The sequence below is a fragment of the Pseudorhodoplanes sinuspersici genome (assembly GCF_002119765.1).
Lineage (GTDB): Bacteria > Pseudomonadota > Alphaproteobacteria > Rhizobiales > Xanthobacteraceae > Pseudorhodoplanes > Pseudorhodoplanes sinuspersici.
In genome coordinates this window covers 4,358,753-4,384,302 of record NZ_CP021112.1, presented here as the reverse complement: position 1 = coordinate 4,384,302, position 25,550 = coordinate 4,358,753, and the positions used below count along the sequence as shown (strand labels likewise).

At 60.0% G+C, this 25,550-nt stretch carries 23 protein-coding genes and 1 tRNA gene; 9 read left to right on the top strand and 15 right to left on the bottom strand.

The features are described 5' to 3' along the window. Positions 1-47: 47 nt before the first annotated feature. The 6 genes from CAK95_RS21235 to rplJ form a co-directional block, all read right to left on the bottom strand. Positions 48-332 carry a hypothetical protein gene (locus CAK95_RS21235; protein ID WP_086089727.1) on the bottom strand — a complete coding sequence of 95 codons (285 nt, stop codon included), beginning with the start codon at positions 330-332 and terminating at the stop codon, positions 48-50. Positions 333-571: 239 nt separating this feature from the next. After that, the gene (locus CAK95_RS21230; protein WP_086089726.1) at positions 572-1,525 is read right to left on the bottom strand and encodes an AraC family transcriptional regulator; all 954 of its coding nucleotides are present in this window, start codon (positions 1,523-1,525) and stop codon (positions 572-574) included. A gap of 308 nt (positions 1,526-1,833) precedes the next feature. Continuing rightward, a complete protein-coding gene (gene rpoC / locus CAK95_RS21225) occupies positions 1,834-6,036 on the bottom strand; it encodes a DNA-directed RNA polymerase subunit beta' (RefSeq protein WP_086089725.1) in 4,203 nt (1,400 codons plus the stop codon). Between the two features lie 99 nt (positions 6,037-6,135). Further along, complete coding sequence (gene rpoB, locus CAK95_RS21220; protein ID WP_086089724.1) at positions 6,136-10,254, bottom strand: DNA-directed RNA polymerase subunit beta; 4,119 nt, start codon at positions 10,252-10,254, stop codon at positions 6,136-6,138. A 343-nt stretch (positions 10,255-10,597) separates the two neighbouring features. After that, on the bottom strand, positions 10,598-10,975 hold the full coding sequence (rplL, locus tag CAK95_RS21215) for a 50S ribosomal protein L7/L12 (RefSeq protein WP_086089723.1): 378 nt from the start codon (positions 10,973-10,975) through the stop codon (positions 10,598-10,600). A gap of 42 nt (positions 10,976-11,017) precedes the next feature. Further along, a complete protein-coding gene (rplJ, locus tag CAK95_RS21210) occupies positions 11,018-11,536 on the bottom strand; it encodes a 50S ribosomal protein L10 (RefSeq protein WP_086089722.1) in 519 nt (172 codons plus the stop codon). Between the two features lie 495 nt (positions 11,537-12,031). On the opposite strand from rplJ, the gene CAK95_RS21205 reads away from it, so the two are divergent. Beyond that, complete coding sequence (locus CAK95_RS21205) at positions 12,032-13,231, top strand: cobalamin-independent methionine synthase II family protein (protein WP_086089721.1); 1,200 nt, start codon at positions 12,032-12,034, stop codon at positions 13,229-13,231. A 37-nt stretch (positions 13,232-13,268) separates the two neighbouring features. Here CAK95_RS21205 and CAK95_RS21200 read toward each other — a convergent pair whose 3' ends face one another. Beyond that, a complete protein-coding gene (locus CAK95_RS21200; RefSeq protein WP_086089720.1) occupies positions 13,269-13,664 on the bottom strand; it encodes a DUF4168 domain-containing protein in 396 nt (131 codons plus the stop codon). Between the two features lie 311 nt (positions 13,665-13,975). On the opposite strand from CAK95_RS21200, the gene CAK95_RS21195 reads away from it, so the two are divergent. After that, entirely contained in the window at positions 13,976-14,263 is a 288-nt protein-coding gene (locus CAK95_RS21195; RefSeq protein WP_086089719.1) for a hypothetical protein, read from the top strand. A 130-nt stretch (positions 14,264-14,393) separates the two neighbouring features. Here CAK95_RS21195 and CAK95_RS21190 read toward each other — a convergent pair whose 3' ends face one another. From CAK95_RS21190 to CAK95_RS21155, 8 genes are all read right to left on the bottom strand, one after another. Continuing rightward, positions 14,394-16,577 carry a xanthine dehydrogenase family protein molybdopterin-binding subunit gene (locus CAK95_RS21190; RefSeq protein ID WP_086089718.1) on the bottom strand — a complete coding sequence of 728 codons (2,184 nt, stop codon included), beginning with the start codon at positions 16,575-16,577 and terminating at the stop codon, positions 14,394-14,396. Between the two features lie 4 nt (positions 16,578-16,581). Next, entirely contained in the window at positions 16,582-17,046 is a 465-nt protein-coding gene (locus tag CAK95_RS21185; RefSeq protein WP_086089717.1) for a (2Fe-2S)-binding protein, read from the bottom strand. Between the two features lie 229 nt (positions 17,047-17,275). Continuing rightward, positions 17,276-17,977: a 50S ribosomal protein L1 gene (gene rplA, locus CAK95_RS21180; RefSeq protein ID WP_086089716.1), complete on the bottom strand. Its 702-nt coding sequence runs from the start codon at positions 17,975-17,977 to the stop codon at positions 17,276-17,278. 2 nt (positions 17,978-17,979) lie between these two features. Next, on the bottom strand, positions 17,980-18,411 hold the full coding sequence (gene rplK / locus CAK95_RS21175; protein WP_086089715.1) for a 50S ribosomal protein L11: 432 nt from the start codon (positions 18,409-18,411) through the stop codon (positions 17,980-17,982). Between the two features lie 142 nt (positions 18,412-18,553). Then, entirely contained in the window at positions 18,554-19,084 is a 531-nt protein-coding gene (gene nusG / locus CAK95_RS21170) for a transcription termination/antitermination protein NusG (protein ID WP_086089714.1), read from the bottom strand. A 65-nt stretch (positions 19,085-19,149) separates the two neighbouring features. After that, complete coding sequence (gene secE / locus CAK95_RS21165; protein ID WP_086089713.1) at positions 19,150-19,347, bottom strand: preprotein translocase subunit SecE; 198 nt, start codon at positions 19,345-19,347, stop codon at positions 19,150-19,152. 187 nt (positions 19,348-19,534) lie between these two features. Further along, a tRNA-Trp gene (locus tag CAK95_RS21160) sits at positions 19,535-19,611 on the bottom strand. 97 nt (positions 19,612-19,708) lie between these two features. Further along, positions 19,709-20,371 (bottom strand): DUF6778 family protein, encoded by a 663-nt coding sequence (locus CAK95_RS21155; RefSeq protein WP_147413493.1) that lies wholly within the window; start codon positions 20,369-20,371, stop codon positions 19,709-19,711. 127 nt (positions 20,372-20,498) lie between these two features. Here CAK95_RS21155 and CAK95_RS21150 point away from each other — a divergent pair, with 127 nt between their 5' ends. The 7 genes from CAK95_RS21150 to pcaG all read left to right on the top strand — a co-directional run bounded on the left by CAK95_RS21150 (position 20,499) and on the right by pcaG (position 25,513). Then, positions 20,499-21,272 (top strand): transporter substrate-binding domain-containing protein, encoded by a 774-nt coding sequence (locus CAK95_RS21150; RefSeq protein WP_425349712.1) that lies wholly within the window; start codon positions 20,499-20,501, stop codon positions 21,270-21,272. A 22-nt stretch (positions 21,273-21,294) separates the two neighbouring features. Continuing rightward, a complete protein-coding gene (locus CAK95_RS21145) occupies positions 21,295-21,957 on the top strand; it encodes an amino acid ABC transporter permease (RefSeq protein ID WP_086089711.1) in 663 nt (220 codons plus the stop codon). Between the two features lie 3 nt (positions 21,958-21,960). Further along, entirely contained in the window at positions 21,961-22,611 is a 651-nt protein-coding gene (locus CAK95_RS21140) for an amino acid ABC transporter permease (protein WP_086089710.1), read from the top strand. Next, positions 22,598-23,347 (top strand): amino acid ABC transporter ATP-binding protein, encoded by a 750-nt coding sequence (locus CAK95_RS21135; protein WP_086089709.1) that lies wholly within the window; start codon positions 22,598-22,600, stop codon positions 23,345-23,347. The genes CAK95_RS21140 and CAK95_RS21135 overlap by 14 nt, the downstream gene beginning before the upstream one ends. Before the next feature lie 345 nt (positions 23,348-23,692). Then, entirely contained in the window at positions 23,693-23,923 is a 231-nt protein-coding gene (locus tag CAK95_RS29340) for a hypothetical protein (RefSeq protein WP_147413491.1), read from the top strand. 172 nt (positions 23,924-24,095) lie between these two features. After that, a complete protein-coding gene (gene pcaH / locus CAK95_RS21130) occupies positions 24,096-24,884 on the top strand; it encodes a protocatechuate 3,4-dioxygenase subunit beta (protein WP_086089708.1) in 789 nt (262 codons plus the stop codon). A 2-nt stretch (positions 24,885-24,886) separates the two neighbouring features. Beyond that, positions 24,887-25,513, top strand: a complete 627-nt coding sequence (pcaG, locus tag CAK95_RS21125) for a protocatechuate 3,4-dioxygenase subunit alpha (protein ID WP_086089707.1) — start codon at positions 24,887-24,889, stop codon at positions 25,511-25,513. Positions 25,514-25,550: the final 37 nt, after the last annotated feature.

Genomic DNA, 25,550 nt, shown 5'->3' with positions numbered 1-25,550 from the left:
TACGTTCGTGCATCCGACCATATTGCTGCGCTGCATCGCTGCGACGATTACCGGCCTCTCCAACCCGCCTGACGAGCACAGGCTTCCACAGCGCGCGGATTGGACTTTTCCCATTGCGTGATCGAACGCGTTTCGTTCGACGACATCTTGTTGTTCATGCAGGTGCAGTAGCCGAGAATGACAGGAGCCGTCTGCCCCTCGTCCTTGTTATCCTCGACGCATTCCTTGATCCATTTGACGTCGTCGGCGTTCTGCTGCGCCAGCGCCGGATGGGATGACGAGATGGTGACAAACGTGGCTGCTACAGCGGCCAGAGTGAGAACCGATTTCATAAATTTGTTCCTTCGAAATAATCTGTGGCAGGGACACTTAAAACGCGGACGCTATCTGCCAAATCCATTGCGAATTGTCGTCTCGTTGCGTGCAAAAGCGTATCCCATTGCGTGCAAATCACGCTCTTTCCGGCTTGGCCCGGAATGATTTCAGGTTGAGATAACGATCGAACGACGAATGGCGTCTGGAGAAAGCGCCTCACCCGGGATGCAGACGAATTGTCGTTGAGGACAACGATCTACTTTTGCAGATCGCGAAAATCCGCCGGCGACAGGCCGAAGGCGGTCCGGAAGCTGCGATAGAAAGTCGAAAGACTGTCGAAGCCGCAGGCATAAGCGATATCGGCAACAGGACGTGGTGGCAGCTGGCTCAATAACAGGCGCGCATGTTCGAGGCGGCGCGACAGAACATAACGCGCGTAAGTCGTTCCCGTCGGTTCAAACAACAGGTGAAGCTGACGAACTGAAATGCCGAGCAGGCCGGCGATCGTCGCCGGCGACAGATGGGATCGGTCGATGTTGTTCTCGATGGTTTGTCGCGCTTTCTGCAAAAGACCGGCGCGAATGGCATTGCGGCTGCGTTGCTCCTGCGGCGCGGCCATGCCGCGTGCGACGATCGCGAGTTGCGCCAGCGTCTGCACAGCAGCTTCCGCCCCTGCGCCATACAGATGCGGCGCCTGCTCGACAAAGGATGAGAAATAATCCGCGAACAACGTTGTGAGGCCGGGCTCAACATGCAGCGGCCGCGCCGGCAGATCCTGCTCACGCTCGATCAGCGCCTTGCAGCGCGCGAACGGAATTTTCACCAGCCGCAGATGGAAACCGGCATCCGTTGTCGGCGTCGTCTTGTACGGCAGATCGGAATGACTTGTCGCGAGCGAGCCGGCCGAAACAATAAATTCGCTACCGCCTGCTTCGAACCAGCCACCGCCATCAAGCTGCTGATAGATGCAAAGGGAGTCGCTCGGCGAGCGTGCGATATCCCGTTCGGTACGCGTCACATGATAGGATGACGCATGCATTTCAACGAGCGCCGCGCCGCCGATGGACATCGCGGAGCAGCGGCCATGAAACTGCGCGTGCTGATCCTTGTCGAGATCGATGCTGACGCCGAAGATGTTCTTGGCGCGCACTTCACGCCAATGCGTGAAGCGCTCGTGTTGCGGCAGATCGTCGGTTGAAAAACTCGGCATGGCTTGCGCGGGCCGTTAATTTGAAAAGCCGCGAACGGTATCAAATTACAGAAAAAATAAAAGCAAAACGAAAAACTGCTCCCATGTAGACGATAATCGCAGACCCACCGTCACGCCGCCCCTAGATCACGATGATTTTGGATCGAATCGATCCAAAATCATAAACGTGATCGATTCTAATAAGTTGGAGCATGATGTCGTCCGAAAGCCGCTTCGCACTTTTCGGCCTCATGCTCTAGAGGCCATTACCCACGAAAAAGGCCGCTCCGAAGAGCGGCCTTTTCCATTCGTGTCGCGAATGCGAAGTGTTATTCCGCCGCCGGCAGCGCCGGCGTTTCGACCGGCTTCACCGCTTCCTTCTCGCGCTCGTCCAGAATGAGCGAGTCGCGCTTGGTGGCGATTTCGCGCAGCGTGCTCATCATAGCTCCGGTGCCCGCCGGGATCAGGCGGCCAACGATGACGTTTTCCTTGAGGCCGTCGAGCGTGTCGGCCTTGCCGTTAACGGCAGCCTCCGTCAGCACGCGCGTGGTCTCCTGGAACGACGCCGCCGAGATGAAGGATCGCGTCTGCAGCGAAGCCTTGGTGATGCCGAGCAGAACCGGTGTGCCGGTCGCCGGCTTCTTGCCCTGCTCCACCGCCTTGGCGTTGATCTGGTCCATCTCGACACGGTCGAGCTGCTCGCCCTGGATCAGGTCGGTCTCGCCCGAGTCGTCGATCTCCACCTTCTGCAGCATCTGACGGACAATCACCTCGATGTGCTTGTCGTTGATGCCCACGCCCTGCAACCGATAGACCTCCTGGATTTCGTTGACCAGATAGGCGGCGAGTTCCTCGACGCCCTTGATCGCCAGAATGTCGTGCGGCGCCGGATTGCCTTCGACGATGGAGTCACCTTTCTCGATCAGGTCGCCATCCTGAAGATGGATGTGCTTGCCTTTCGGGATCAGATACTCGACCGGCTCGACATCCTGCTCCGCAGGCTCAATCGAAATGCGACGCTTGTTCTTATAGTCGCGGCCAAAGCGGATCGTACCGGAGATTTCGGCGATGACCGCCGCTTCCTTCGGACGACGCGCCTCGAACAGCTCCGCCACCCGCGGCAGACCGCCGGTGATGTCGCGGGTCTTGGCACTCTCGGTCGGGATACGGGCGATGACGTCGCCTGCATACACGGCCGCGCCTTGGTCAACCGAAAGAATCGCGTCGATCGCCAGCGGATAGCGAGCGTCGCCACCGCGGGCCAGCTTGAGGACCTTGCCGTCCTTGTCCTTGATCGCGATCGCCGGGCGCAGATCCGCCGCACGCTGGGACGTACGCCAATCGGTCACCACGCGCTTGGTGATGCCGGTGGATTCGTCCTGCGTTTCCGCAACCGACTGACCTTCGACCAGATCTTCCAGTTCGGCGAAACCGTCCACTTCGGTGATGATCGGACGGGTATAAGGATCCCATTCCGCCATACGCTGTCCGCGCTTCACCACATCGCCCTCATTGACGCGCAGACGCGCGCCATAAGGCAGACGATGGGTCGCCCGCTCGGTGCCGTCAGGATCGACGACCGCAAGCGTGACGTTGCGGCTCATCACGATGAGAGCGCCTTCCGAATTCTTGATCACGGCGTTGGCTTGCTTGTCCTTCGCCTTCAGCCTGATCGTGCCTTCGAAATTCGACTCGATGAACGACTGCTCGTTGATCTGCGCCGCGCCACCGATATGGAACGTACGCATCGTGAGCTGGGTGCCGGGCTCACCGATCGACTGCGCCGCGATGACGCCAACCGCTTCGCCCATGTTGACGGGCGTACCACGGGCCAGATCGCGTCCGTAGCAAGCCGCGCAGACACCGGCAGTCGAGGCACAGGTCAGCACCGAACGGATGCGCACTTCCTGCACATTCGCCTGTGTGATCTTGTCGACCTCGGCCTCGCCGAGCAGCGTGCCATTCGGCACGATCACTTCGCCGGTCGCCGGATCCTTCACATCCTCGGCCGTGGTGCGACCCAGGATACGGATGCCGAGCGATGCCACCACGGTGCCCGCGTCGATGATCGCACGCACCTTGATGCCTGCATCCGTACCGCAGTCGAACGACGTGATGATGCAGTCCTGCGCCACGTCGACGAGACGGCGTGTCAGGTAACCGGAGTTCGCCGTCTTCAACGCCGTATCCGCGAGACCCTTACGGGCACCGTGGGTGGAGTTGAAGTACTCCATCACCGTCAGGCCTTCCTTGAAGTTCGAGACGATCGGTGTCTCGATGATGGAGCCGTCCGGCTTGGCCATGAGACCGCGCATACCGGCGAGCTGCCGCATCTGGGCGGGCGAGCCGCGCGCTCCGGAATGGGCCATCATGTAGATCGAGTTGATCTGCTTTTCACGGCCGGTCTTCGGATCCTTCTTGGTGGTCGAGATCTCGGTCATCATCTCGGCGGCAATCGCCTCGGTGCATTTCGACCAGGCGTCGACCACCTTGTTGTACTTCTCACCCTGCGTGATCAGGCCGTCATTGTATTGCTGCTCAAAGTCCTTAGCCTCTTCGCGGGTCTTGTCGACGATCTTCCACTTCGCCTCAGGTACGACCATGTCGTCCTTGCCGAACGAGATGCCGGCCTTGAAAGCGTGATGGAAGCCCAGCGCCATGATGCGATCGCAGAAGATGACCGTGTCCTTCTGACCGCAGTGACGGTAGACGGTGTCGATCATGTTCGAGATTTCACGCTTGGTCATCAGCTTGTTGACGACATCGAACGTGACAACCGAGCTCTTCGGCAGCACCTGGCCGAGTAGTACGCGGCCCGGTGTCGTGTCGTAGAGCTTGTTGAACGGCTTGCCGTCCGGACCGGTACCGACCCAGCGATACTTGATCTTGGTGTGAAGCGTAATGACCTTCTGCGACAGCGCATGCTCGATGTCGGAGATGGTGCCGAACACCTTGCCTTCACCCGGCTCACCGTCACGCATCAGCGAGAGATAATAGAGACCGAGCACGATATCCTGCGACGGCACGATGATCGGCTGGCCGTTCGCCGGATGCAGGATGTTGTTGGTCGACATCATCAGGACGCGCGCTTCCAACTGCGCTTCAAGCGACAGCGGAACGTGCACAGCCATCTGGTCGCCGTCGAAGTCGGCGTTGAACGCGGCGCAAACCAGCGGATGAAGCTGGATCGCCTTGCCTTCGATCAGCACCGGCTCGAACGCCTGAATGCCGAGACGATGCAGCGTCGGCGCGCGGTTCAGCATCACCGGATGTTCGCGAATGACCTCGTCGAGAATATCCCAAACCTCGGGCTTCTCCTTCTCGACCAACTTCTTCGCCTGCTTCACGGTGGTGGACAGGCCCTTCGCGTCAAGCCGCGAATAGATGAACGGCTTGAACAGCTCGAGCGCCATCTTCTTCGGCAGGCCACACTGATGCAGCTTCAGCTCGGGACCGACCACGATCACCGAACGGCCGGAATAGTCGACGCGCTTGCCGAGCAGGTTCTGGCGGAACCGGCCCTGTTTGCCTTTCAGCATGTCGGCGAGCGACTTCAGCGGACGCTTGTTGGCGCCGGTGATGACGCGGCCACGACGGCCGTTGTCGAACAGCGCATCGACCGCTTCCTGAAGCATGCGCTTCTCGTTGCGGATGATGATGTCCGGCGCACGCAGTTCGATCAACCGCTTCAGACGATTGTTGCGGTTGATGACGCGGCGATACAGGTCGTTGAGGTCCGAGGTCGCAAAGCGTCCGCCATCGAGCGGAACGAGCGGGCGCAGGTCCGGCGGAATCACCGGCACATGCGTCAGGATCATCCATTCCGGCTTGTTGCCGGACTCGATGAACGCTTCGATCAGCTTCACGCGCTTGGCGAACTTCTTTTTCTTGATGTCAGAATCGGTCTCGCCGATTTCGGCGCGCAGATCGGCCTGCATCTTGTGCAGGTCGAGCGCCTTCAGCATCTCACGGATCGCTTCCGCGCCGATCATGGCGGTGAAGCTGTCCTGACCGTATTCGTCCTGCGCCTTGAGATATTCCTCTTCGGACAAGAGCTGACGGTCCTGCAGTGGGGTGAGGCCCGGCTCCAGAACGACGTAGTACTCGAAGTACAGAATCCGCTCGAGATCCTTCAGCGTCATATCGAGCAGAAGGCCGATGCGGCTCGGCAGCGACTTCAGGAACCAGATATGGGCGACCGGAGCCGCGAGCTCGATATGGCCCATGCGCTCACGACGCACGCGCGAGAGCGTGACTTCGACCGAGCACTTCTCGCAGATGATGCCCTTGTACTTCATGCGCTTGTACTTGCCGCACAAGCACTCGTAGTCCTTGATCGGGCCGAAGATGCGCGCACAGAACAAGCCATCACGCTCCGGCTTGAAGGTCCGGTAGTTGATGGTTTCCGGCTTCTTGATCTCGCCGTACGACCAGGACTGAATCTTCTCAGGTGACGCGATCGAGATGCGGATCTGGTCGAAGACCTGAGCCGGCACCTGCGGGCTGAACAGATTCATAATTTCTTGGTTCATCGTCTTCTCCTCGGCCGGCTCTGAAGAGCCATTGGCCGTAAAGGGTTTCGCTGTCGTCGGTCGGGACGGCGCCCTCGCCGTCCCGTCTCTCTTCGCGAATTACTCGGCGGCTTCCGGCAGTTCGCCGGGCCGCTGGACCTTCGAATTGTGCAGGTCGACGTTGAGGCCGAGCGAGCGCATTTCCTTGACCAGGACGTTGAAGCTTTCCGGGATACCGGCTTCGAACGTGTCGTCACCACGCACGATCGCTTCGTAGACCTTGGTACGGCCGGCCACGTCATCGGACTTCACGGTCAGCATTTCCTGCAGCGTGTAGGCGGCGCCGTAAGCTTCGAGCGCCCAGACCTCCATTTCGCCGAAACGCTGTCCGCCGAACTGCGCCTTGCCGCCCAGCGGCTGCTGGGTGACGAGCGAGTAAGGACCGATCGAACGGGCATGGATCTTGTCGTCGACAAGGTGATGCAGCTTCAGCATGTAGATGTAGCCGACAGTCACCTTACGATCGAACTGATCGCCGGTGCGGCCATCGAACAGCGTCATCTGCCCCGAGTGATCGAGACCCGCCATGTCGAGCATCTGCTCGATGTCGGTTTCCTTGGCGCCGTCGAAGACCGGCGTCGCAATCGGCACGCCATGACGGAGGTTGCTGCCGAGTTCGATGATCCCCTTGTCGTCCAGCGACTTGATGGTCTCGTCCTCGCCATACACCTTCTTCAGCGTATCCTTCAGCGGACGCGTATCCTGCTTGGCATAATACGCATCGACCGCCTGGCCGATGCGCTTGCCAAGACCGGCGCACGCCCAGCCAAGATGCGTCTCAAGAATCTGACCGACATTCATGCGGCTCGGCACGCCGAGCGGATTAAGCACGATGTCCGCATGCGTCCCGTCCTCAAGGAACGGCATGTCCTCGACCGGAACGATCTTGGACACGACACCCTTGTTGCCGTGACGTCCGGCCATCTTGTCGCCGGGCTGGATCTTGCGCTTCACCGCGACGAAGACCTTGACCATCTTCATCACGCCGGGCGGGAGTTCGTCGCCACGCTGCAGCTTCTCGACCTTGTCGAGGAAGCGCTGCTCGAGCAGCTTCTTCGACTCGTCGTATTGCTTCCGCATGGCCTCGATCTCGGCCATCAGCTTGTCGTTCGAGGTCGCGAACTGCCACCATTGCGAACGCGGATATTCATCCAGGGTCGCGCGGGTGATCTTGGTGTCCTTCTTGAAGCCTTTCGGCCCCGCAACGCCCTGACGGCCATCCAGCAACTCGGCCAGACGCCCGAACACGTTGCGGTCGAGGATCGCCTGTTCGTCGTCGCGGTCCTTGGCGAGGCGTTCGATTTCCTCGCGTTCGATCGCGAGCGCACGCTCGTCCTTGTCGACACCGTGACGGTTAAACACGCGCACTTCCACGACCGTGCCCTGCACGCCTGGCGGCACGCGGAGCGAGGTATCGCGAACGTCCGAGGCCTTCTCACCGAAGATGGCGCGCAGAAGTTTTTCTTCCGGCGTCATCGGGCTTTCGCCCTTCGGCGTGATCTTGCCGCAGAGGATGTCGCCGGCGCGGACTTCAGCACCGATATAGACGATGCCGGCTTCGTCGAGGTTCTTCAGCGCCTCTTCCGACACGTTCGGAATGTCGCGCGTGATTTCTTCCGGTCCGAGCTTGGTGTCACGGGCCATCACTTCGAATTCCTCGATATGGATCGAAGTGAAGACGTCGTCGCGCACAATGCGCTCTGACAGAAGGATCGAGTCCTCGAAGTTGTAGCCGTTCCACGGCATGAACGCGACCAGCACGTTGCGGCCAAGCGCGAGCTCGCCGAGTTCGGTCGACGGGCCGTCGGCGATGATGTCGCCCTTCTTCACCACGTCACCGACACGCACCAGCGGTCGCTGGTTGATGCAGGTGTTCTGGTTGGAGCGCTGGAACTTCATCAGACGATAGATGTCGACGCCCGGCTTGGTCGGGTCGGTCTCTTCCGTCGCGCGGATAACGATACGGGTGGCATCCACCTGATCGATCACGCCCGCACGGCGAGCACCGATGGCCGCACCGGAGTCACGCGCCACCACGCCTTCCATGCCGGTACCAACGAACGGCGCCTCGGCACGAACCAGCGGCACCGCCTGACGCTGCATGTTCGAGCCCATCAGCGCGCGGTTGGCGTCGTCGTTCTCAAGGAACGGGATCAACGCCGCGGCGACCGAGACGAGCTGCTTCGGCGACACGTCCATGAAGTCGACCTTGTCGCGCGGATAAGGCGCAACATCGCCGGCATGACGGCAGACGATCATGTCTTCGGTGAAACGGCCCTTGGCATCGATCGGCGCATTCGCCTGCGCGACCGTGTAACGAGCCTCCTCCATCGCCGAGAGATAGATGACCTCGTCGGTGACGCGGCCGTCCTTCACCTTGCGATAAGGCGTTTCCACGAAACCGTATTTGTTCACCCGCGCATAGGTCGCAAGTGAGTTGATCAGACCGATATTCGGACCTTCCGGAGTCTCGATCGGGCAGATACGGCCATAGTGGGTCGGATGCACGTCGCGCACTTCAAAGCCAGCGCGTTCGCGAGTCAGACCGCCTGGTCCAAGCGCCGAGAGACGACGCTTGTGCGTGATCTCGGACAGCGGGTTGGTCTGATCCATGAACTGCGAGAGCTGCGAGGAGCCGAAGAACTCGCGCACCGCGGCAGCCGCCGGCTTGGCGTTGATCAGGTCCTGCGGCATGACGGTGTCGATATCGACCGACGACATGCGCTCCTTGATCGCGCGCTCCATACGCAGGAGGCCGACGCGATACTGGTTCTCCATCAACTCGCCGACCGAACGCACACGGCGATTGCCGAGATTGTCGATGTCGTCGATTTCGCCCTTGCCGTCGCGCAGATCGACGAGCGTCTTCACCACGGCAAGGATGTCATCCTTGCGCAGCACGCGCATCGTGTCCGGCGCATCGAGGTCGAGGCGCATGTTCATCTTCACGCGACCAACGGCCGAAAGGTCGTAGCGGTCGGCATCGAAGAACAGCGACTGGAACATCGCCGATGCGGTATCGATCGTGGGCGGCTCACCCGGACGCATCACGCGGTAGATGTCGAACAGCGCGTCTTCACGCGTCATGTTCTTGTCAACCGCGAGCGTGTTGCGGATGTAGGCGCCGACATTGATGTGATCGATGTCGAGGATTGGCAATTCCTTGATGCCGAGCTCGTTGATCGTTTCAAGCAGCTTCTCGGTGATCTCTTCGCCGGCTTCGGCGTAGATCTCACCGGTTTTCATGTTGACGAGATCTTCGGCAATGTAATTGCCAAGCAGCTCCTCATCGGTCATGCGGAGAGCCTTAAGGCCCTTTTCCGCGAGCTGACGCGCCTGACGCACGGTGATCTTGCGACCGGCTTCGACAACGACCTTGCCGCTATCGGCATCGACGAGATCGTTGATGGCCTTGTAACCCTTCATGCGGTCGGCATCGAAGGGCACGCGCCAGCCTTCCTTCGCGCGCTTGTAAGAAACGATGTTGTAGAAGGTCTTGAGGATTTCCTCGCCGTCCATGCCGAGCGCATAGAGCAGCGACGTCACCGGGATCTTGCGGCGACGGTCGATACGCGCATGTACGATGTCCTTGGCATCGAACTCGATGTCGAGCCACGAACCGCGATAGGGAATGATGCGGGCCGCAAACAACAGCTTGCCGGATGAATGGGTCTTGCCCTTGTCGTGATCGAAGAACACGCCGGGCGAACGATGCATCTGCGAAACGATAACGCGCTCGGTGCCGTTCACGACGAACGTACCGTTGTTGGTCATCAGCGGGATGTCGCCCATGTAGACATCCTGCTCCTTGATGTCCTTCACGGAGCGGGCGCCGGTCTCTTCATCGACATCGAACACGATGAGGCGCAGCGTCACCTTGAGCGGCGCAGCATAGGTCATGCCGCGCTGGCGGCATTCATCGACGTCGTATTTCGGGGGATCGAACTCGTAGCCGACAAAGTCGAGCTGCGAGGTGTTGGAAAAATCCTTGATCGGGAAGACGGACTTAAAGACCGCCTGCAGGCCCTCGTCGGGCCGGCCGCCCTCGGGGGGCGTCACCAGAAGGAATTGGTCATAGGACGCCTTCTGAACCTCGATGAGGTTCGGCATCTCCGCCACTTCCTGGATTTTTCCGAAAAATTTTCTAACGCGCTTCCGACCGATAAACGTCTGCGCCATAAACCGTCCTTCTCTCGTCTGTCGTTCTGAGACAGCCGGGACGACTCTCCGAAAGGCCGCCATCATCGCGACCATCAGGACAGGCGTCGGGTGCCTGCGTTTAAGATGATTCGAGCCGGGCTCGAACCGCCGCATCTGCCGCCGCGAAGCGGCGCTATAAGGGGATATCGAACCCATATAGGCCCAATAGCCACAATGTCCAGTGCCCGCTGCCAAAAATTGCCCGGAAAGGGCGATTTTTGGGCGGGTCCACTCACTTTGACGTCAAGACCGGGGCAATCCCGGCCTTTCTCCGGAGAGCGTACAGCCGGGCGGAACCCGGCCGTACGGCACAATCAAGAGATTACTTAAGCTCGACCTTGGCACCGACCTTTTCAAGGGTCGCCTTGATCTTGTCGGCTTCTTCCTTGTTGGCGCCTTCCTTGAGGGTCTTCGGAGCGCCTTCAACGAGGTCCTTCGCCTCTTTCAGACCGAGGCCGGTCAGAGCGCGAACTTCCTTAATGACTTCAATCTTCTTGTCGCCGGCCGCGGCCAGGACGACGGTGAAGTCGGTCTTCTCTTCAGCCGGAGCGGCACCGCCGCCAGCACCCGGAGCAGCGGCGACAGCCACCGCAGCAGCGGCGGAAACGCCCCACTTTTCTTCGAGCATCTTGGCGAGGTCAGCCGCCTCGAGGACGGTCAGGGACGACAGATCGTCGACGATTTTCTGCAAGTCAGCCATGGTATTATTATCCTATTCGAACCTTGATGATTGATGTCGGTGTCACGCCGCAGTCTTGCTGGCATAGGCCTGGACGACGCGCGCGACCTTGGAGGCCGGTGCGGTCGTGAGCTGCGCGATCTTGGTCGCCGGGGCCACAAGCAGGCCGACGATCTTCCCACGCAATTCGTCGAGCGAAGGCAGAGAAGCCAGCTGCTTCACGCCATTCACGTCCAGGGCGGTCTTGCCCATCGCTCCGCCAAGAATGACGAACTGCTCGTTCGCCTTGGCAAAGTCGGTGGCGACCTTCGGTGCTGCTACCGGATCGGCCAGAGAATAGGCGATCAGGGTCGGCCCTTTCAGCAAAGGCGCGATCGAGGCAGCATCGGAGCCATCAAGAGCAATCTTGGCGAGACGGTTTTTCGCGACCTTCACCTGGGCGCCCGCCTGCTTCATCTGCTTGCGCAGGGTCTGCATCTGGGCGACCGAAAGGCCGGAATAATGAGCCACAACGACCACTTTGGAGGACTTGAAGACCTCCTTCAGCGACTCGACGGACTCAGTTTTTTCCGTTCGGTTCACAAGCTCTCTCCGGTTGGTGGACCCCTTTCCGGAACCCACCCGTTGCGACAACCATTCTGCCCGGAATGCTTAAGGGGCAGAACGGCGCTTCCGTTAAGCCCTGCCCTCCACCGCAGCCGAGCTCGCGCCCTTGGCCACGTGGGATTTGAAAGGTTCGAACCGGTCAACGGCGCGGCATAGCCGGCCAGAAACACGTCTCTCACCCGTCTATGCTGGCAGCCGCCTTCTTTCGAATTTGGCAATTAGGCGGGTAACCCCGCACCGGCAGTCTTGGACAGGAGGCGGCCCGGCTGAGCCGGACTGCCGCGTGTTCCATCAGGAACGCGCAAAGGCGTGCCGACATAGCCAGCACGCCAATGGTCGTCTTCTATTCCCTTCTGTCACGCTTGCCAAGCCCTGACTTATCCCCTCCCCCACGGCAAGGGTGGATCGGCAGTGTCATGCTCGTAGAATGCGTAAAGCTCACACAAAGAAGAGCCCTGGAGGAAGAGCATCATGGCGACACCCGATCGCATTCTCGTCACCCATGTCGGCAGTCTGGTCCGGCCGCCGAAACTGGTCCACCATCTGCGCAAGATCGAAGCAGGCGAGCCGTATGACGAAGCCGCCTACCAAGCCTGCCTGAGGGATTCGATCGACGAGGTCGTGCAGCAGCAGGTCGATGTCGGCGTCGACATTGTCAGCGACGGCGAATTCTCCAAAGGCCGCAACTGGGCTTTTTACGTCCACGAACGATTGAGTGGCCTCACCACGCGTCCGCTCACGCCCGAAGAAGCGAAGGATCCGCTGACGCAGGCCGGCGGCGGCAACGATCGTAAAGCCTTCCCCGAGTTCTACGCCGAATACGATGCCGCGACCGGGCTCGGCAAACGGCTCGGCAATCGCTTTGTCGTCAATGGCGCCCTTTCGTATATCGGCCAGAAGCAGGTTTCGCGCGACATCGACAATCTCAAACACGCGGCCAGCAAGGCGAAAGCGCCGGGCGCGTTTCTTCCCGTGGTGGCACCGGCCAGCGCCCTGCCCGGCAGCAAGAACGAATTCTACAAGGACGAGGAAACCTGTCTGTTCGCGCTCGCCGATGCGCTGAACGCCGAATACAAGGCCATTGTCGATGCCGGTCTCTACGTGCAGATCGACGATGCCTTCCTGCCCTATATGTACGAGAAGATGGTGCCGCCGATGACGCTCGGCGATTATCGCAAATGGGCCCAGCTCCGCGTCGACGTGCTCAATCACGCACTGCGCGGCATCCCCGAAGAAAAGTCACGCTATCATCTGTGCTGGGGAAGCTGGAATGGCCCGCATGCGCATGACGTGCCGATGAAGGACATCGTCGACATGATGCTGCAGGTGAAATGCGGCGCGTATCAGTATGAGGCCGCCAATCCGCGCCACGAACACGAATGGGTGGTGTGGGAGACTGTGAAACTGCCTGCGGGCAAGATGCTGATCCCCGGCTGCGTCAGTCATGCAACCAATATCGTCGAGCATCCCGAACTCGTGGCGCAGCGGCTGACGCGTCTTGCCAAGCTCGTCGGCCGTGAGAACGTGATGGCCGGCACGGATTGCGGCTTTGCGCAGAGCCCGTTCGCCAAACGCGTGCACGAAAGCATCATGTGGGCGAAGCTGCGCTCGCTGGCCGAAGGCGCCCGCATCGCATCCCAAAACCTCTGGGGCAAGCGCAGCGCGGCTTGAGCCGCGCTGCGTCACCGCAGTGACGGACCGTTACGCGCTATTGTCGCGCGGACGGGATGCGCTGCAGGATTTTCTGACGGAGGCCGGCATCGTTTGAGGCCACTTCGATGATCTTGCTGTATTCCTCCACCGACAATCCCTGATCGGTCACGGCCTTGACCATCACATTGTTCGCCTCTTCGACAATGCGCTGCTTGTCGGCTTCTGGCGCCTTGGCAATCTGTTGCGAATATTCCTGATCGACCTTCGTGACATTCTCGAGCGCCGTGGCGACCGCATCGATTTTCTGATCGGACAGATCCGACGGTGCTATCGCACTGGGCGACGTTGTTTGCGGCTTCGCAGCCGGCGCGGATTGCGCATTCGCAGGACCAACGATCAGCGAACCGGCCAGCCCCAGGATGGCGACAGAAGTCAATGTGAATACGCGCATGTCTTTCTCCGAACATTGATTGGACAGCCCCGCCAGCGTTCGCTCGACGCAAGACCACGCCGTGCTCGCACCCCCAACGCGGCAACATGGGTCAAGACGCGGCGGCGCCGAATGTTCCGCACAAAAAATGCACAGACTGTGCAAAACACGTGTGTTCCGCTGCCTTATTCATGGAAGCGCGGCTTTATTGTCTTGAACAACAGATGTCGTGTCCTAAGTCGCCGTATACTCGCCACTTGGGCGAGTTAGCGATGAGGTCGTGAAAGCTGCGCGTCACGCTTTCGCACACGAAACCCGCGAGAGGAGATGTCATGAAACTGACACCAACTCAGGTGGAACAGACCCTCGACCAGTTCCCCGCACAAGCGATACCCGAAAGTCATCCGGTCATGTCGGAACTCACCAGACTGTTCGGTGATCACACCTTCTTTCTCGATGGTCAGGGACTGAGCATCGTGGAGTCGACACAGTCCGATGGCGACACCAAGCAGAAAACAGGCGTCGTCATCAATCTTGCGAATTGGGCGGACTCGACCCGCACGCAATTAGCGCCGCACGAACCCGTGCCAACGGACATCGCCGTTCAACTGGCCGCCTGATCCTGGCTGGCGCCTCGGAATTAGAGGCCGTTCGGTAAAATCTTGTCCGGCGTAATCGGGAATTCGCGGATGCGGATTCCCGATCAGCACTTGCCATGTCTCGCGGCAGCGACGAGCGACAACGTCCTCGTCACGCAACGCCTTTCACGACCGGCAATTGCCGCGGCCGCTCATGACCGAGCCGCGCCATGGCATTCGCAACGGCCGGACCGATCGGCGGCACGCCCGGTTCACCGACGCCCGTCGGCTTTTCGGACGATGGCACAATCGCGACTTCGACCTCCGGCATCTCGTTGATGCGCAGCGACCGGTAGGTGTCGAAATTGCTCTGCATCGGGCGTCCCTGATCGAGCGTCACTTCTGCGAACAGCACGTGACCGAGACCATAGCCGATACCGCCTTCGATCTGCGCACGGATGACATCGGGATTGACGGCAATGCCGCAGTCGACCGCGCACCAGACCTTGTGCACGCGCGGTCCTTCATTACCGCCATCCGAGATCTCCGCGATCTGTGCGACGAAGGTGTTGAAGCTTTCAACCACCGCAACGCCGCGGGCGCGCCCGTTGACCGGACCCGGCCCGTTCCATTTCGCAAGCTCCGCCACGGCACGCAGAACACCAGCCGCGCGCGGATGTTTGGTCATCAGTTCGAGACGCCCGGCCACCGGGTCCTTGCCCGCCGCCTGCAGCAATTCATCGACAAAGCATTCGACGGCGTAGCCGGTGTGGGTGTGACCGACCGAGCGCCACCATAAGGTCGGCACGCCGGCATCGGTTGTGTGCAGGTCGCACTGGAAATTGGCCACGTCGTACGGAATGTTCCGCGAGCCTTCGACCGATGTGCCGTCGACGCCGTCCTTGATCAGACCCTCAAAGGGCGAGCCTTTCAGGAACGACTGGCCAACAACGGTGTTGGACCACGCCACGATCTTGCCATCCTGCACCGCGCCGCGCAGGCGATGCACGAACAGCGGCCGGTAGAAGCCGCCACGCATGTCATCCTCGCGCGTCCAGACCAGCTTCACTGGCCGTTCGGGGCCGATCGCCTTGGCCGCCATGGCGAGTTCGGCGGCAAATTGCGATGCCGGCTGCGCCCTGCGGCCGAAGCTGCCGCCAGCGAGCATCGTCTGGATATCCACCTGCTCCGGCTTCAATCCGAGAATGGTCGCGATCGTCGCTTGATCCAGCGTCTGGATCTGGCTGCCGAACCGCGCGACAGCACGATCGTTGCCAAACTGCAGATAGCCGTCGAGCGGCTCCATCGCGGCATGGGCGAGATACGGGAAGATATATTCCGCCTCGATCACCTTGCCGGCTTTCGACAGCGCCGCATCCGCATCGCCATGCTTGCCGGCGACGGTGCCGGGCTTGCGCGACAATGCGCGGTATTCGTCCAGCAATTGCTGCGTGCTGCGCTTTTCAGCCTTGCTGTCGTCCCACGTGATCTTGAGCAGATCGCGGGCTTTCAGCGCCGGCCACATACCGTTGGCATAAACGGCGACGCCGCTCGGCAGCACCTTCACGTCCACAACGCCTGGCACCTTGCGGGCTTCGCCATCGTCAACGCGTGCGACCGTCGCACCGAAACGATCCGGATGCGCGACCACCACCGTGAGCATATCGGGCTCGCGAATGTCGATGGTGAATTGCGCCGTGCCGTTGACCTTGCTCGGCACATCGAGCTTGTGAACCGAGCCTTCGCGGCCGATGAACCTGAAATTTTTCGGGTCTTTCAGCTTCACATTGTCCGGCGCCGGCAGTTTCGCTGCGGCATCGGCCATCTGGCCGAAGGTCGCTTCGCGTTTGGTGGCCGCGTGCCGCAGCACGCCACGCTCCACGGTGATCTCGGACACCGGTACCGTCCACGCCGCACTTGCGGCCTGCACCAGCATCGCCCGCGCAGTGGCGCCGGCCATGCGCAGCTGATCATACGAATTGGCGATCGCCGTCGATCCGCCCGTTCCCTGAATCGGACCGAAGGCGGTGTTGTTGTAGAGCTTGGCATCCGCCGGCGCGTGCTCGGCACGCATCTGCGACCAGTCGGCATCGAGCTCTTCGGCAACGATCGTCGCAAGGCCGGTGAACGGCCCCTGCCCGAATTCGATATGTTTCGACAGAATGGTGACGGTGTTGTCGGTGCCGACGCGGATGAAGGCATTGGGCGCGAACACGGCGGCCTTTCCGTCGGGACGGAAGATCGACGCGGCGCCCGATTGCGCCGATGCTTGCCGCGGCAGATGGAACGCGATGACAAGCCCGGCCATGCCTTGCAGCATCGACCGGCGCGACAGATTGCGCTGATGAATCGTCATGCGTTCAGCCCTCCAGCGACTTGGCTGCGTCGTGGATCGCGGCGCGAATGCGGACATAGGTCGCGCAGCGGCAGAGATTGCCGCTCATCGCATTGTCGATATCCTCATTACTTGGCTTCTTGTTATCTTTCAGGAGCGCCACCGCGCTCATCACCTGACCGGACTGGCAATAGCCGCACTGCGGCACATCGCGCGCGACCCAAGCCTTCTGCACGGCCTGCGCTTCGCGCCCGCCGATTCCTTCGATGGTTGTGATTTCACTGTTGCCGACATCGGAGACCTGCAACTGACAGGAGCGTGTCGGGTTACCATCCACAAACACTGTGCAAGCACCGCATTGCGCGATCCCGCACCCAAACTTCGTTCCCGTGAGTCCAACAGTGTCCCTGATGACCCACAACAAAGGTGTGTCGGGTAATACTTCAACGTTTTTAGTTTGCCCGTTGATGCGCAACGAGTAGGCCGCCATACGTTCTCTCCAGAACCAGGACTGATTGGAACGGATGTAGACAGCGGTTCCAAAATCGCCAGAGCGCCGGCAAAAATTCTGAAGCGTTTGCGAATTAGACTTTGGTCGTCGCGAAAACTGTCCCTGCACGCTGGAATAAAATTCACATCAGCAAAATAAAATATGTCCCAAACAAAAAGCCCGGCATCGCTGCCGGGCTTTTTTTCTCATCGTGTCTTTGAAACGAAGATCAGCTCTGCGCGAAAATCGAATTCGGCTCGATCTTCAGGCCCGGCCCCATCGTCGAGGACAGCGACACCTTCTGCACGAAGGTGCCCTTGGCGCCTGCCGGCTTGGCCTTCTGCACCGCATCGGCGAACGCCTTGATGTTCGCAACCAGTGCGTCGGCTGTGAAAGAGGCCTTGCCGACGCCGGCCTGAACGATGCCGGCCTTCTCGACGCGGAATTCGACCGAGCCGCCCTTGGCACCCTTCACCGCATTGGCGATGTCCATGGTCACGGTGCCGACCTTCGGATTCGGCATCATGCCGCGCGGGCCGAGCACCTTACCGAGACGGCCGACCAGCGGCATCATGTCGGGGGTCGCAATACAACGATCGAAATCGATCTCGCCGTTGTTGACCTTCTCGAACAGGTCTTCGGCACCGACGACATCGGCACCGGCCGCCTTGGCCTCGTCCGCCTTGGCACCGCGTGCGAACACACCGACGCGTTGCGTACGGCCCGAGCCGCTCGGCAGCGTGACGACGCCACGCACCATCTGATCGGCGTGACGCGGATCGACGCCGAGATTCATCGCCACTTCGATGGTCTCGTCGAACTTCGCCTTGGCGCGGTCCTTGATCATCTTCACCGCTTCGTCGAGCGCATAGAGCTTGTCGCGATCGATGCCTTCGCGGATCTTCTTGGCGCGCTTGCCTTCAAAAGCCATGATCAGCCTCCCACCACGTCGATGCCCATCGAACGGGCGGAGCCTGCGATCATCTTGGCCGCAGCCTCGACGGTGTCGCAGTTCAGGTCCTTCATCTTCTGCTCGGCGATTTCGTTGATCTGGGCCTGCGTGATCTTGCCGGCCTTGTCACGACCCGGGGCCTTCGACCCCTTGTCGATCTTCGCCGCCTTCTTGATGAAGTAGGACACGGGCGCCTGCTTCATTTCGAAGGTGAAGGACCGGTCCTGATACACCGTGATGGTGACCGGGATCGGCATGTTCTTTTCGAGCTTGGCAGTCTGCGCGTTGAATGCCTTGCAGAATTCCATGATGTTCAGACCGCGCTGGCCAAGCGCGGGACCGATCGGCGGCGACGGATTGGCGGCGCCGGCCGGCACTTGCAATTTTACATAGCCGGTAATTTTCTTTGCCATGTACTACTCCTGTGATGTGAGCCGTTGCCGGCCCGGTTCAGGTGCCGTGGTGCAGCTCTTGGACGGTTGGCGGCCGTCCTCACCTCCCACGGCTCTTCTTCTTCGTCAGGGCCGGACTGAGGCCGGCGCCAACGCAGAAATCTTAAACCTTCTCCACCTGCCCGAATTCGAGTTCGACAGGCGTTGCGCGACCGAAGATCGACACCGCGACTTTCACGCGCGCACGATCCTCGTCCACTTCTTCGACGGTGCCGTTGAATGACGCGAACGGACCATCGGAGACACGCACCTGCTCGCCCACTTCGAACGAAACCGACGGCTTCGGACGGTCAATGCCTTCCTGCACCTGCTGCAGCAGACGGCCGGCTTCGGCCTCGGAGATCGGCATCGGCTTGTTGTCGGCGCCGAGAAAGCCCGTGACCTTCGGCGTATTCTTGATCAGGTGATAAGCCTCGTCGGTCAGGTCGACCTTCACCAGCACATAACCCGGAAAGAACTTGCGCTCGGTATCGACCTTGCGGCCGCGGCGCACCTCGGTGACCTTTTCCTTCGGGACCAGCACTTCCTCGAAATGCTCGGTCAGGCCGCGCTGCTTGGCCTGCTCGCGAATGGATTCGGCGACCTTGTTCTCGAAATTCGAATAGGCGTGAACGATGTACCAGCGCTTGGCCATGTCTCTTATTCTTCCAAAGTCTTTTCGGTCCGGGGTCTTGTGACGTCTCTATTCAACGGCGACAGTCAGCGCACCATGTTCAAAATCGTCGTAATGAGTAGCCGGATCGCCTGATCGGCCAGCAGGAAGAAAATCGACGACACCGCAACCATGACAAACACCATCGCGGTGGTGATGGCGGTCTCGCGGCGCGACGGCCAGGTGACCTTCTCGGTCTCGGCGCGTACCTGCTGCAGAAACTTGAACGGACTGAACTTCGCCATCGATCTTGCCGGTGCTCAAACGAGCCGTCTTGTCGCCCGATCCTTGTTCTTAAGGAACGAGCCACATCCGGCCCTTGTTTTGGGATGCCCTTCGCCGCGGATGTCCGTCACCGGGCCGCTGAAGCGAAGCCGTGTAAGTACTGCGAAAGCCGTCGGAAATCAAGGTTGTCCTGCCAGCCGTCGCAACTGGCAGGAGTGGAGGGACTCGAACCCCCAACCCCCGGTTTTGGAGACCGGTGCTCTAGCCAGTTGAGCTACACTCCTCCAAACGGCTGCGGCGGACCATTCGGCCCGCCGCCAGACCGATATGCCTTATGGATGGGCGGTTTGCAAGAGCGGGAAACGGCGAAAAGCCCCTCCCTTACGTCTTCAGCAGCCAACCCCGATATTGCTCGGCAAAGCCCTTCACCACCCTCTCGCCGGGTGAGTTGGCGGCATCGTAAGCCGCCTGAACGATCGCCCCAGCCCATCCATTCAGGGCCTGAACGACGTGGACCATTTTCGGATAAGCGACGATGACCGCACCCGTTTTCGCATCAACCAACGTGACGTCAGCAACCATATGGTAGTTACCGCCGACAACGATCCGCTGGACGGCGCTGGATAACATGAAGCCGTGCACGGTGACTTCGGCACGGACCGGCCGATTTCCATTGAAGGTGCCAGCGAGGTTTTGCTGCATCGCGCCTTTGATACGTGCCGCCAAATGATCACGCGTCCATTGTTTCGCCTCCTCCGTTTCGGTGGCGGCATTTAGCTCGTAGTTCGGAACATTTCGGCCGGCGAGATACTCGTTAATCCCGTCATATCCGACGATGCTAGCTTCCGGCGGCACAACAACGCGAACCTCAGCAAGCTTGAAACTCTGCAGATCCGACCCTGACAGCGAATGCTGGTTCGTGGTCACGCATCCACTGACAGCCCAGGCAAGGCTCATCACCGCAATAAATCGCAGAAACATACTGTAAAATCCCCACAACCCTACCGTCCTCCATGCCACAACTCCAAGGAGAAGCTCAATCATAGCCACGATTTAACGGGGCCAGACGGATCGGAGACGTTGAAAAATTCCACACCTTCGGCACGGTCTTTGCTCTATTGGCCAAAATAGCACACCGGGACCTGTGGAGGCCGCCTTGACACTCGCAACCATCGCATTTCGTGCCGCTTTTTTGAGCATTCTCGCCCTGGGCAGCGCCTCGATTGCTCGCGCCGATGCGCTGGACGACATCATGAAGGCCAAAGTGATCAAGGTGGCCGTCCCCCAGGATTTCGCCCCGTTCGGCTCGGCGGGGCCGGACCTCAAGCCGGTCGGCTATGACATCGACATGGCCAATCTGATCGGCAAGGAACTTGGGGTCAAAACCGAGATCATCGCCGTCACCAGCGCCAACCGGATCCCCTATCTGCAAACCAAGAAAGCCCACATCGTCATTTCCAGCCTCGGCAAGAATCCCGAGCGCGAGAAGGTGATCGATTTCTCCGAGGCCTATGCGCCATTCTTCTCCGGCGTCTACGGCACCAAAGAAATTGCGGCAACCAAGGTCGAGGACCTCGCCGGCAAGACCATCGGCGCGACGCGCGGCGCGATCGAGGAACAGGAAATCTCCAAGACCGCTCCTGCGGGGACGACGGTCAAGCGTTACGAAGATAACAATGCCACCATCTCGGCCTTTATTTCCGGACAGGTCGACCTGATCGCCACCGGCAATACCGTGGCGGCATCGATCGCGGACAAATCAAAGGCGCGGCCGCCGGTGCTGAAATTCGTGATCAAGGACAGCCCCTGCTATATCGGCATGAACAAGGACGAGCCGAAGCTGATGGCCAAGGTCAATGAAATCATCGCCAAGGCAAAGAAATCCGGTGAACTCAACAAGATTTCGGAGAAATGGCTGAAGGCGTCGTTGCCGGCTGGCTTCTGATCGGCCGAGCAAGACTCCCGTCATGGGTTACACGCTCGTCTTCTCCGATCTTCTTCCCTACTGGGACGTGTTGCTGCACGGCCTGATCTTCACCATTGTCCTGACCATCGTCTCGACAATCGCCGGCATCGCGCTTGGCACCGCTGGCGCGTCGGCCCGCGCCTTCGGTCCGAAATGGTTGGATTTATTGGTCGGCGCTTATGTCGAGATCATCCGCAACACGCCTTTCATCGTCCAGCTCTTCTTCATCTTCTTCGGGCTGCCGGCAGCGGGAATCAAGCTGTCGGAAACGGTCGCCGCCTTTCTGGCGATGACCATCAATCTCGGCGCCTATTCGACCGAGATCATCCGCGCCGGCATCCAGGCCGTCCCGAAAGGGCATATCGAAGCCGGCGAGAGCCTGGCGATGTCGCGGATGCAGGTGCTGCGCTATGTGGTGCTCAAGCAGGCGTTCCAGAAAATCTATCCGGCCCTGTCATCGCAGATCGTCATCGTGATGCTGGGCTCTGCGGTGGTCTCACAGATCTCCGCCGAAGATCTGACCTATGCGGCCAATTATATCCAGTCGCGCAACTTCCGCGCTTTCGAAGTCTATCTCGTCGTCACCCTGCTCTATCTCCTCCTCGCTATCGCTGCCCGCGCGATCCTGCGCGGCATCGGCCGCTGGGCCTTCCCGAAAGCATAGCGCATGAGCGATTTCTCTTTCTGGGTGATCCTCTCCAACCTCCTGCTGGCGACGCGCTGGACGATCCTGCTGTCGCTGATCGCCTTCGTCTCCGGCGGCATCGTTGCGCTGATCCTTCTTTTCGCTCGGGTATCCGGAAGACCATGGCTGGAGCGTCTGACGCGCTGGTACATCGAATTCTTCCAGGGCACGCCGCTCTTGATGCAGCTCTTTCTGTTCTTCTTCGGCGTCGCCCTGTTCGGCGTCGATGTCGATCCCTGGATCGCGGCCTGGCTGGCGCTCACCTTCTGGACTTCGGCCTTCCTCACCGACATCTGGCGTGGCTGCGTCGAAGCCATTCCGAAAGGACAATGGGAGGCGTCCGACACCTTGGCCCTCTCCTATGTCGAGCAGATGCGCTACGTGATCCTGCCGCAGGCCGCACGCATCGCTATCGCGCCAACCGTCGGCTTCTCGGTGCAGGTCATCAAGGGCACCGCGCTCGCCTCGATCATCGGCTTTGTCGATCTGACCAAGGCCGGGACGATGCTCAACAACGCGACTTTCCGGCCCTTCCTCGTCTATTCGCTGGTGGCTCTGATCTATTTCGCGCTCTGTTTCCCGCTCTCCTGGTATGCCCATCGTCTGGAAAGGCAGCTCCATGCCGCTCGCTAAAGCGCCGCTCGTTGATATCGTAGATGTGCGCAAGAGTTTCGGCCCGACCGAAGTCCTGAAGGGGGTATCGATCGACGTCGAACGCGGCGACGTGGTCGCGATCATCGGCCGCTCGGGCTCCGGCAAGAGCACCCTGCTCCGCTGCATCAACGGGCTCGAGACTTATGACTCTGGCGCCATCGTTGTCGACGGCATCGATGTCGGGCTGTCGGCAAAAGAAGGAAAGCTGCGCGACCTGCGCCGCAACGTCGGCATGGTGTTTCAACAATTCAATCTGTTTCCGCACCTCACCGCCGCGGAGAATGTCATGCTGGCACCGAAGATCGTCAACAAGGTGCAGCCGCTGGAAGCCAAAGACCTCGCCGCCGAAATGCTGGCCAAGGTCGGCCTGTCGGACAAGGCCGGCAACTATCCCTCGCAGCTATCGGGCGGACAGCAGCAGCGCGTAGCCATCGCGCGGGCACTGGCGATGCGGCCGAACGTCCTTCTCTGCGATGAGATCACCTCGGCGCTCGATCCCGAACTCGTCAATGAAGTGCTGCGCGTGGTCGAAAGCCTCGCCAGAGAAGGCATCACGCTGATTCTGGTGACGCATGAGATGCGATTCGCTCGCGATGTCGGCACCAAGCTCGTCTTCATGCATATGGGCAAAGTGCATGAAGAAGGTCCGCCGAAAGACCTGTTCGCAAATCCGAAGACACCGGAATTGCAGAACTTCGTCGGCTCGGTTCACTGACACACCACGACAACCTGTTTGCTCTTTATCGCTATGGCCAGCACAGGCGGGGCGACCTACATTACATAAATGCTGTCGGACACCATCAAATATTGGCTTTGTGTCATCGCGATCGCTGCCGGGACGGCCTGGTTCACAGGCCGGATCAGTTCCGGGGTCATATTCTTGATCGCGGGCGGCGCCATCTTTGTCTACTGGACGAGATTCTCCCGACGACGGAAGCGCAGGACTGACGATTGAGCAGGAGACACTGAAAGAATGCGGGCATTTACTATCGATTAACCATGCCCCTGCACAAAAGTTCCATTCAGGTATTTCGCTACGACTCACCAGCCATTCCGGGCCATGGGAGAAGAAGCGGACATCGAAAGGGATTCGTGGGGAAGTCCGATGCTCTCGCACTTTCAAGATCGTGCTGAAGAGTGTGCATTGCGTATCCAGGTGGCCAAGAGCGAAGCCGTCCGGCAGCAATATCTGCGTATCTTCGAAGGCTGGATGAATCTGATCGAGGCCGAGGAAGCTCGGCTCTCGCGCGTCGCAAACGCGGCGAACCGGAAGATATTGCAATTCAGATAGGTCGAGCGCCTCGATCCGCTACTCGCTGACGTCGCGCCCTCAGGCCCATCAGCCCACCCCGCGCGACCTTTCAAAGATTACAAACAATCGCGGCCACCTTTGACCTGCATCAAGCCGCACCAGGGCATTTTCCTCCATCGTTTTCATAAAATGATGATCAGGAGGATGCCTCATGAATGTCCGGCCACAGATTTCCGACCGCGACGCAGAACCCATTCCCAATCTGTTTTTGCCGTCGGTGCATCCGGTGGAGTTCTTCCAGCGCGACCGCGACATCCATCCTCCTGCCTATGCTCCGGGCTACAAGACGAGCATCACACGATCGCCACGCAAGGCACTGCTGTCCTTGCAAAATTCGCTGTCGGAAGTGACCGGGCCGGTATTCGGCCACAACCATATCGGCCTGCTCGACAACGACCTGATCCGCAACTACGCCAAGACCGGAGAGCCGATCGGCGAACGCATCATTGTGCACGGCCAGGTACTCGACGAGAACGGCAAGGCGGTGCCGAATACATTGGTCGAGTTCTGGCAAGCGAACGCCGCCGGCCGCTATCGGCACAAAAATGACACCTATCTCGCGCCGATCGATCCGAATTTCGGCGGCTGCGGACGCACGCTCACCGATGAGAATGGCTATTACTATTTCCGCACGGTGAAACCCGGCCCCTATCCTTGGCGCAACTACGTCAATAGCTGGCGCCCGGCGCATATCCATTTTTCGGTGTTCGGCACGGGCTTTGCGCAACGCCTGATCACGCAGATGTATTTCGAAGGCGATCCGCTGATCAAAGTCTGCCCAATCGTCCACACCGTTCCTGACGAGACTGCCATCGACCGCCTGGTCGCTCCGCTCGACATGAACGCCGCCGTACCGATGGATACGCTGGCCTATCGCTTCAATATCGTATTGCGCGGCCGGCGTTCGACCCTGTTTGAAAATCGCCTGGAAGGAAACTGATCATGCCGCAAGCTCTCGGCTACCTGAAAGAAACCGCATCGCAAACGGCGGGCCCGTATGTGCATATCGGGCTTATTCCGCATATGGCGGGCTTCGATATCTTCCAGAACAATTTCGATAACGTGCTGGCCGGTGCCTCGACCAAGGGTGAGCGCATCACCATCGAAGGTCGCGTACTCGACGGCATCGGCACGCCGGTTCGCGACGCGCTGCTTGAGATCTGGCAGGCCAATGCCGATGGCCGCTACAATAGTCCCGCCGATACGCAAAAGAAGGCGCTCGACCCCGATTTCCGTGGCTGGGGGCGGACCGGCGCGCATTTCCAGACCGGGCTCTACACTTTCGACACGATCAAGCCCGGCCCGGTGCCCGGCCGGAATACGCGGACGATGGCGCCGCATATCAACGTCTGGATCGTATCGCGCGGCATCAATATCGGACTGCATACGCGCCTGTATTTCTCCGATGAAACCGAGGCCAATGCCGCCGATCCGGTGCTCAACCTGATTGAGCAGGAAGCACGCCGCGACACGCTGATCGCCAGGCGCACGATGCGCGACGGAAAGCCTGTCTATCTGTTCGACATCGTTTTGCAGGGCGACAACGAAACCGTCTTCTTCGACGTCTGATGCGCACGAGCGGCCGCGTATCAATCACACGCGAGGG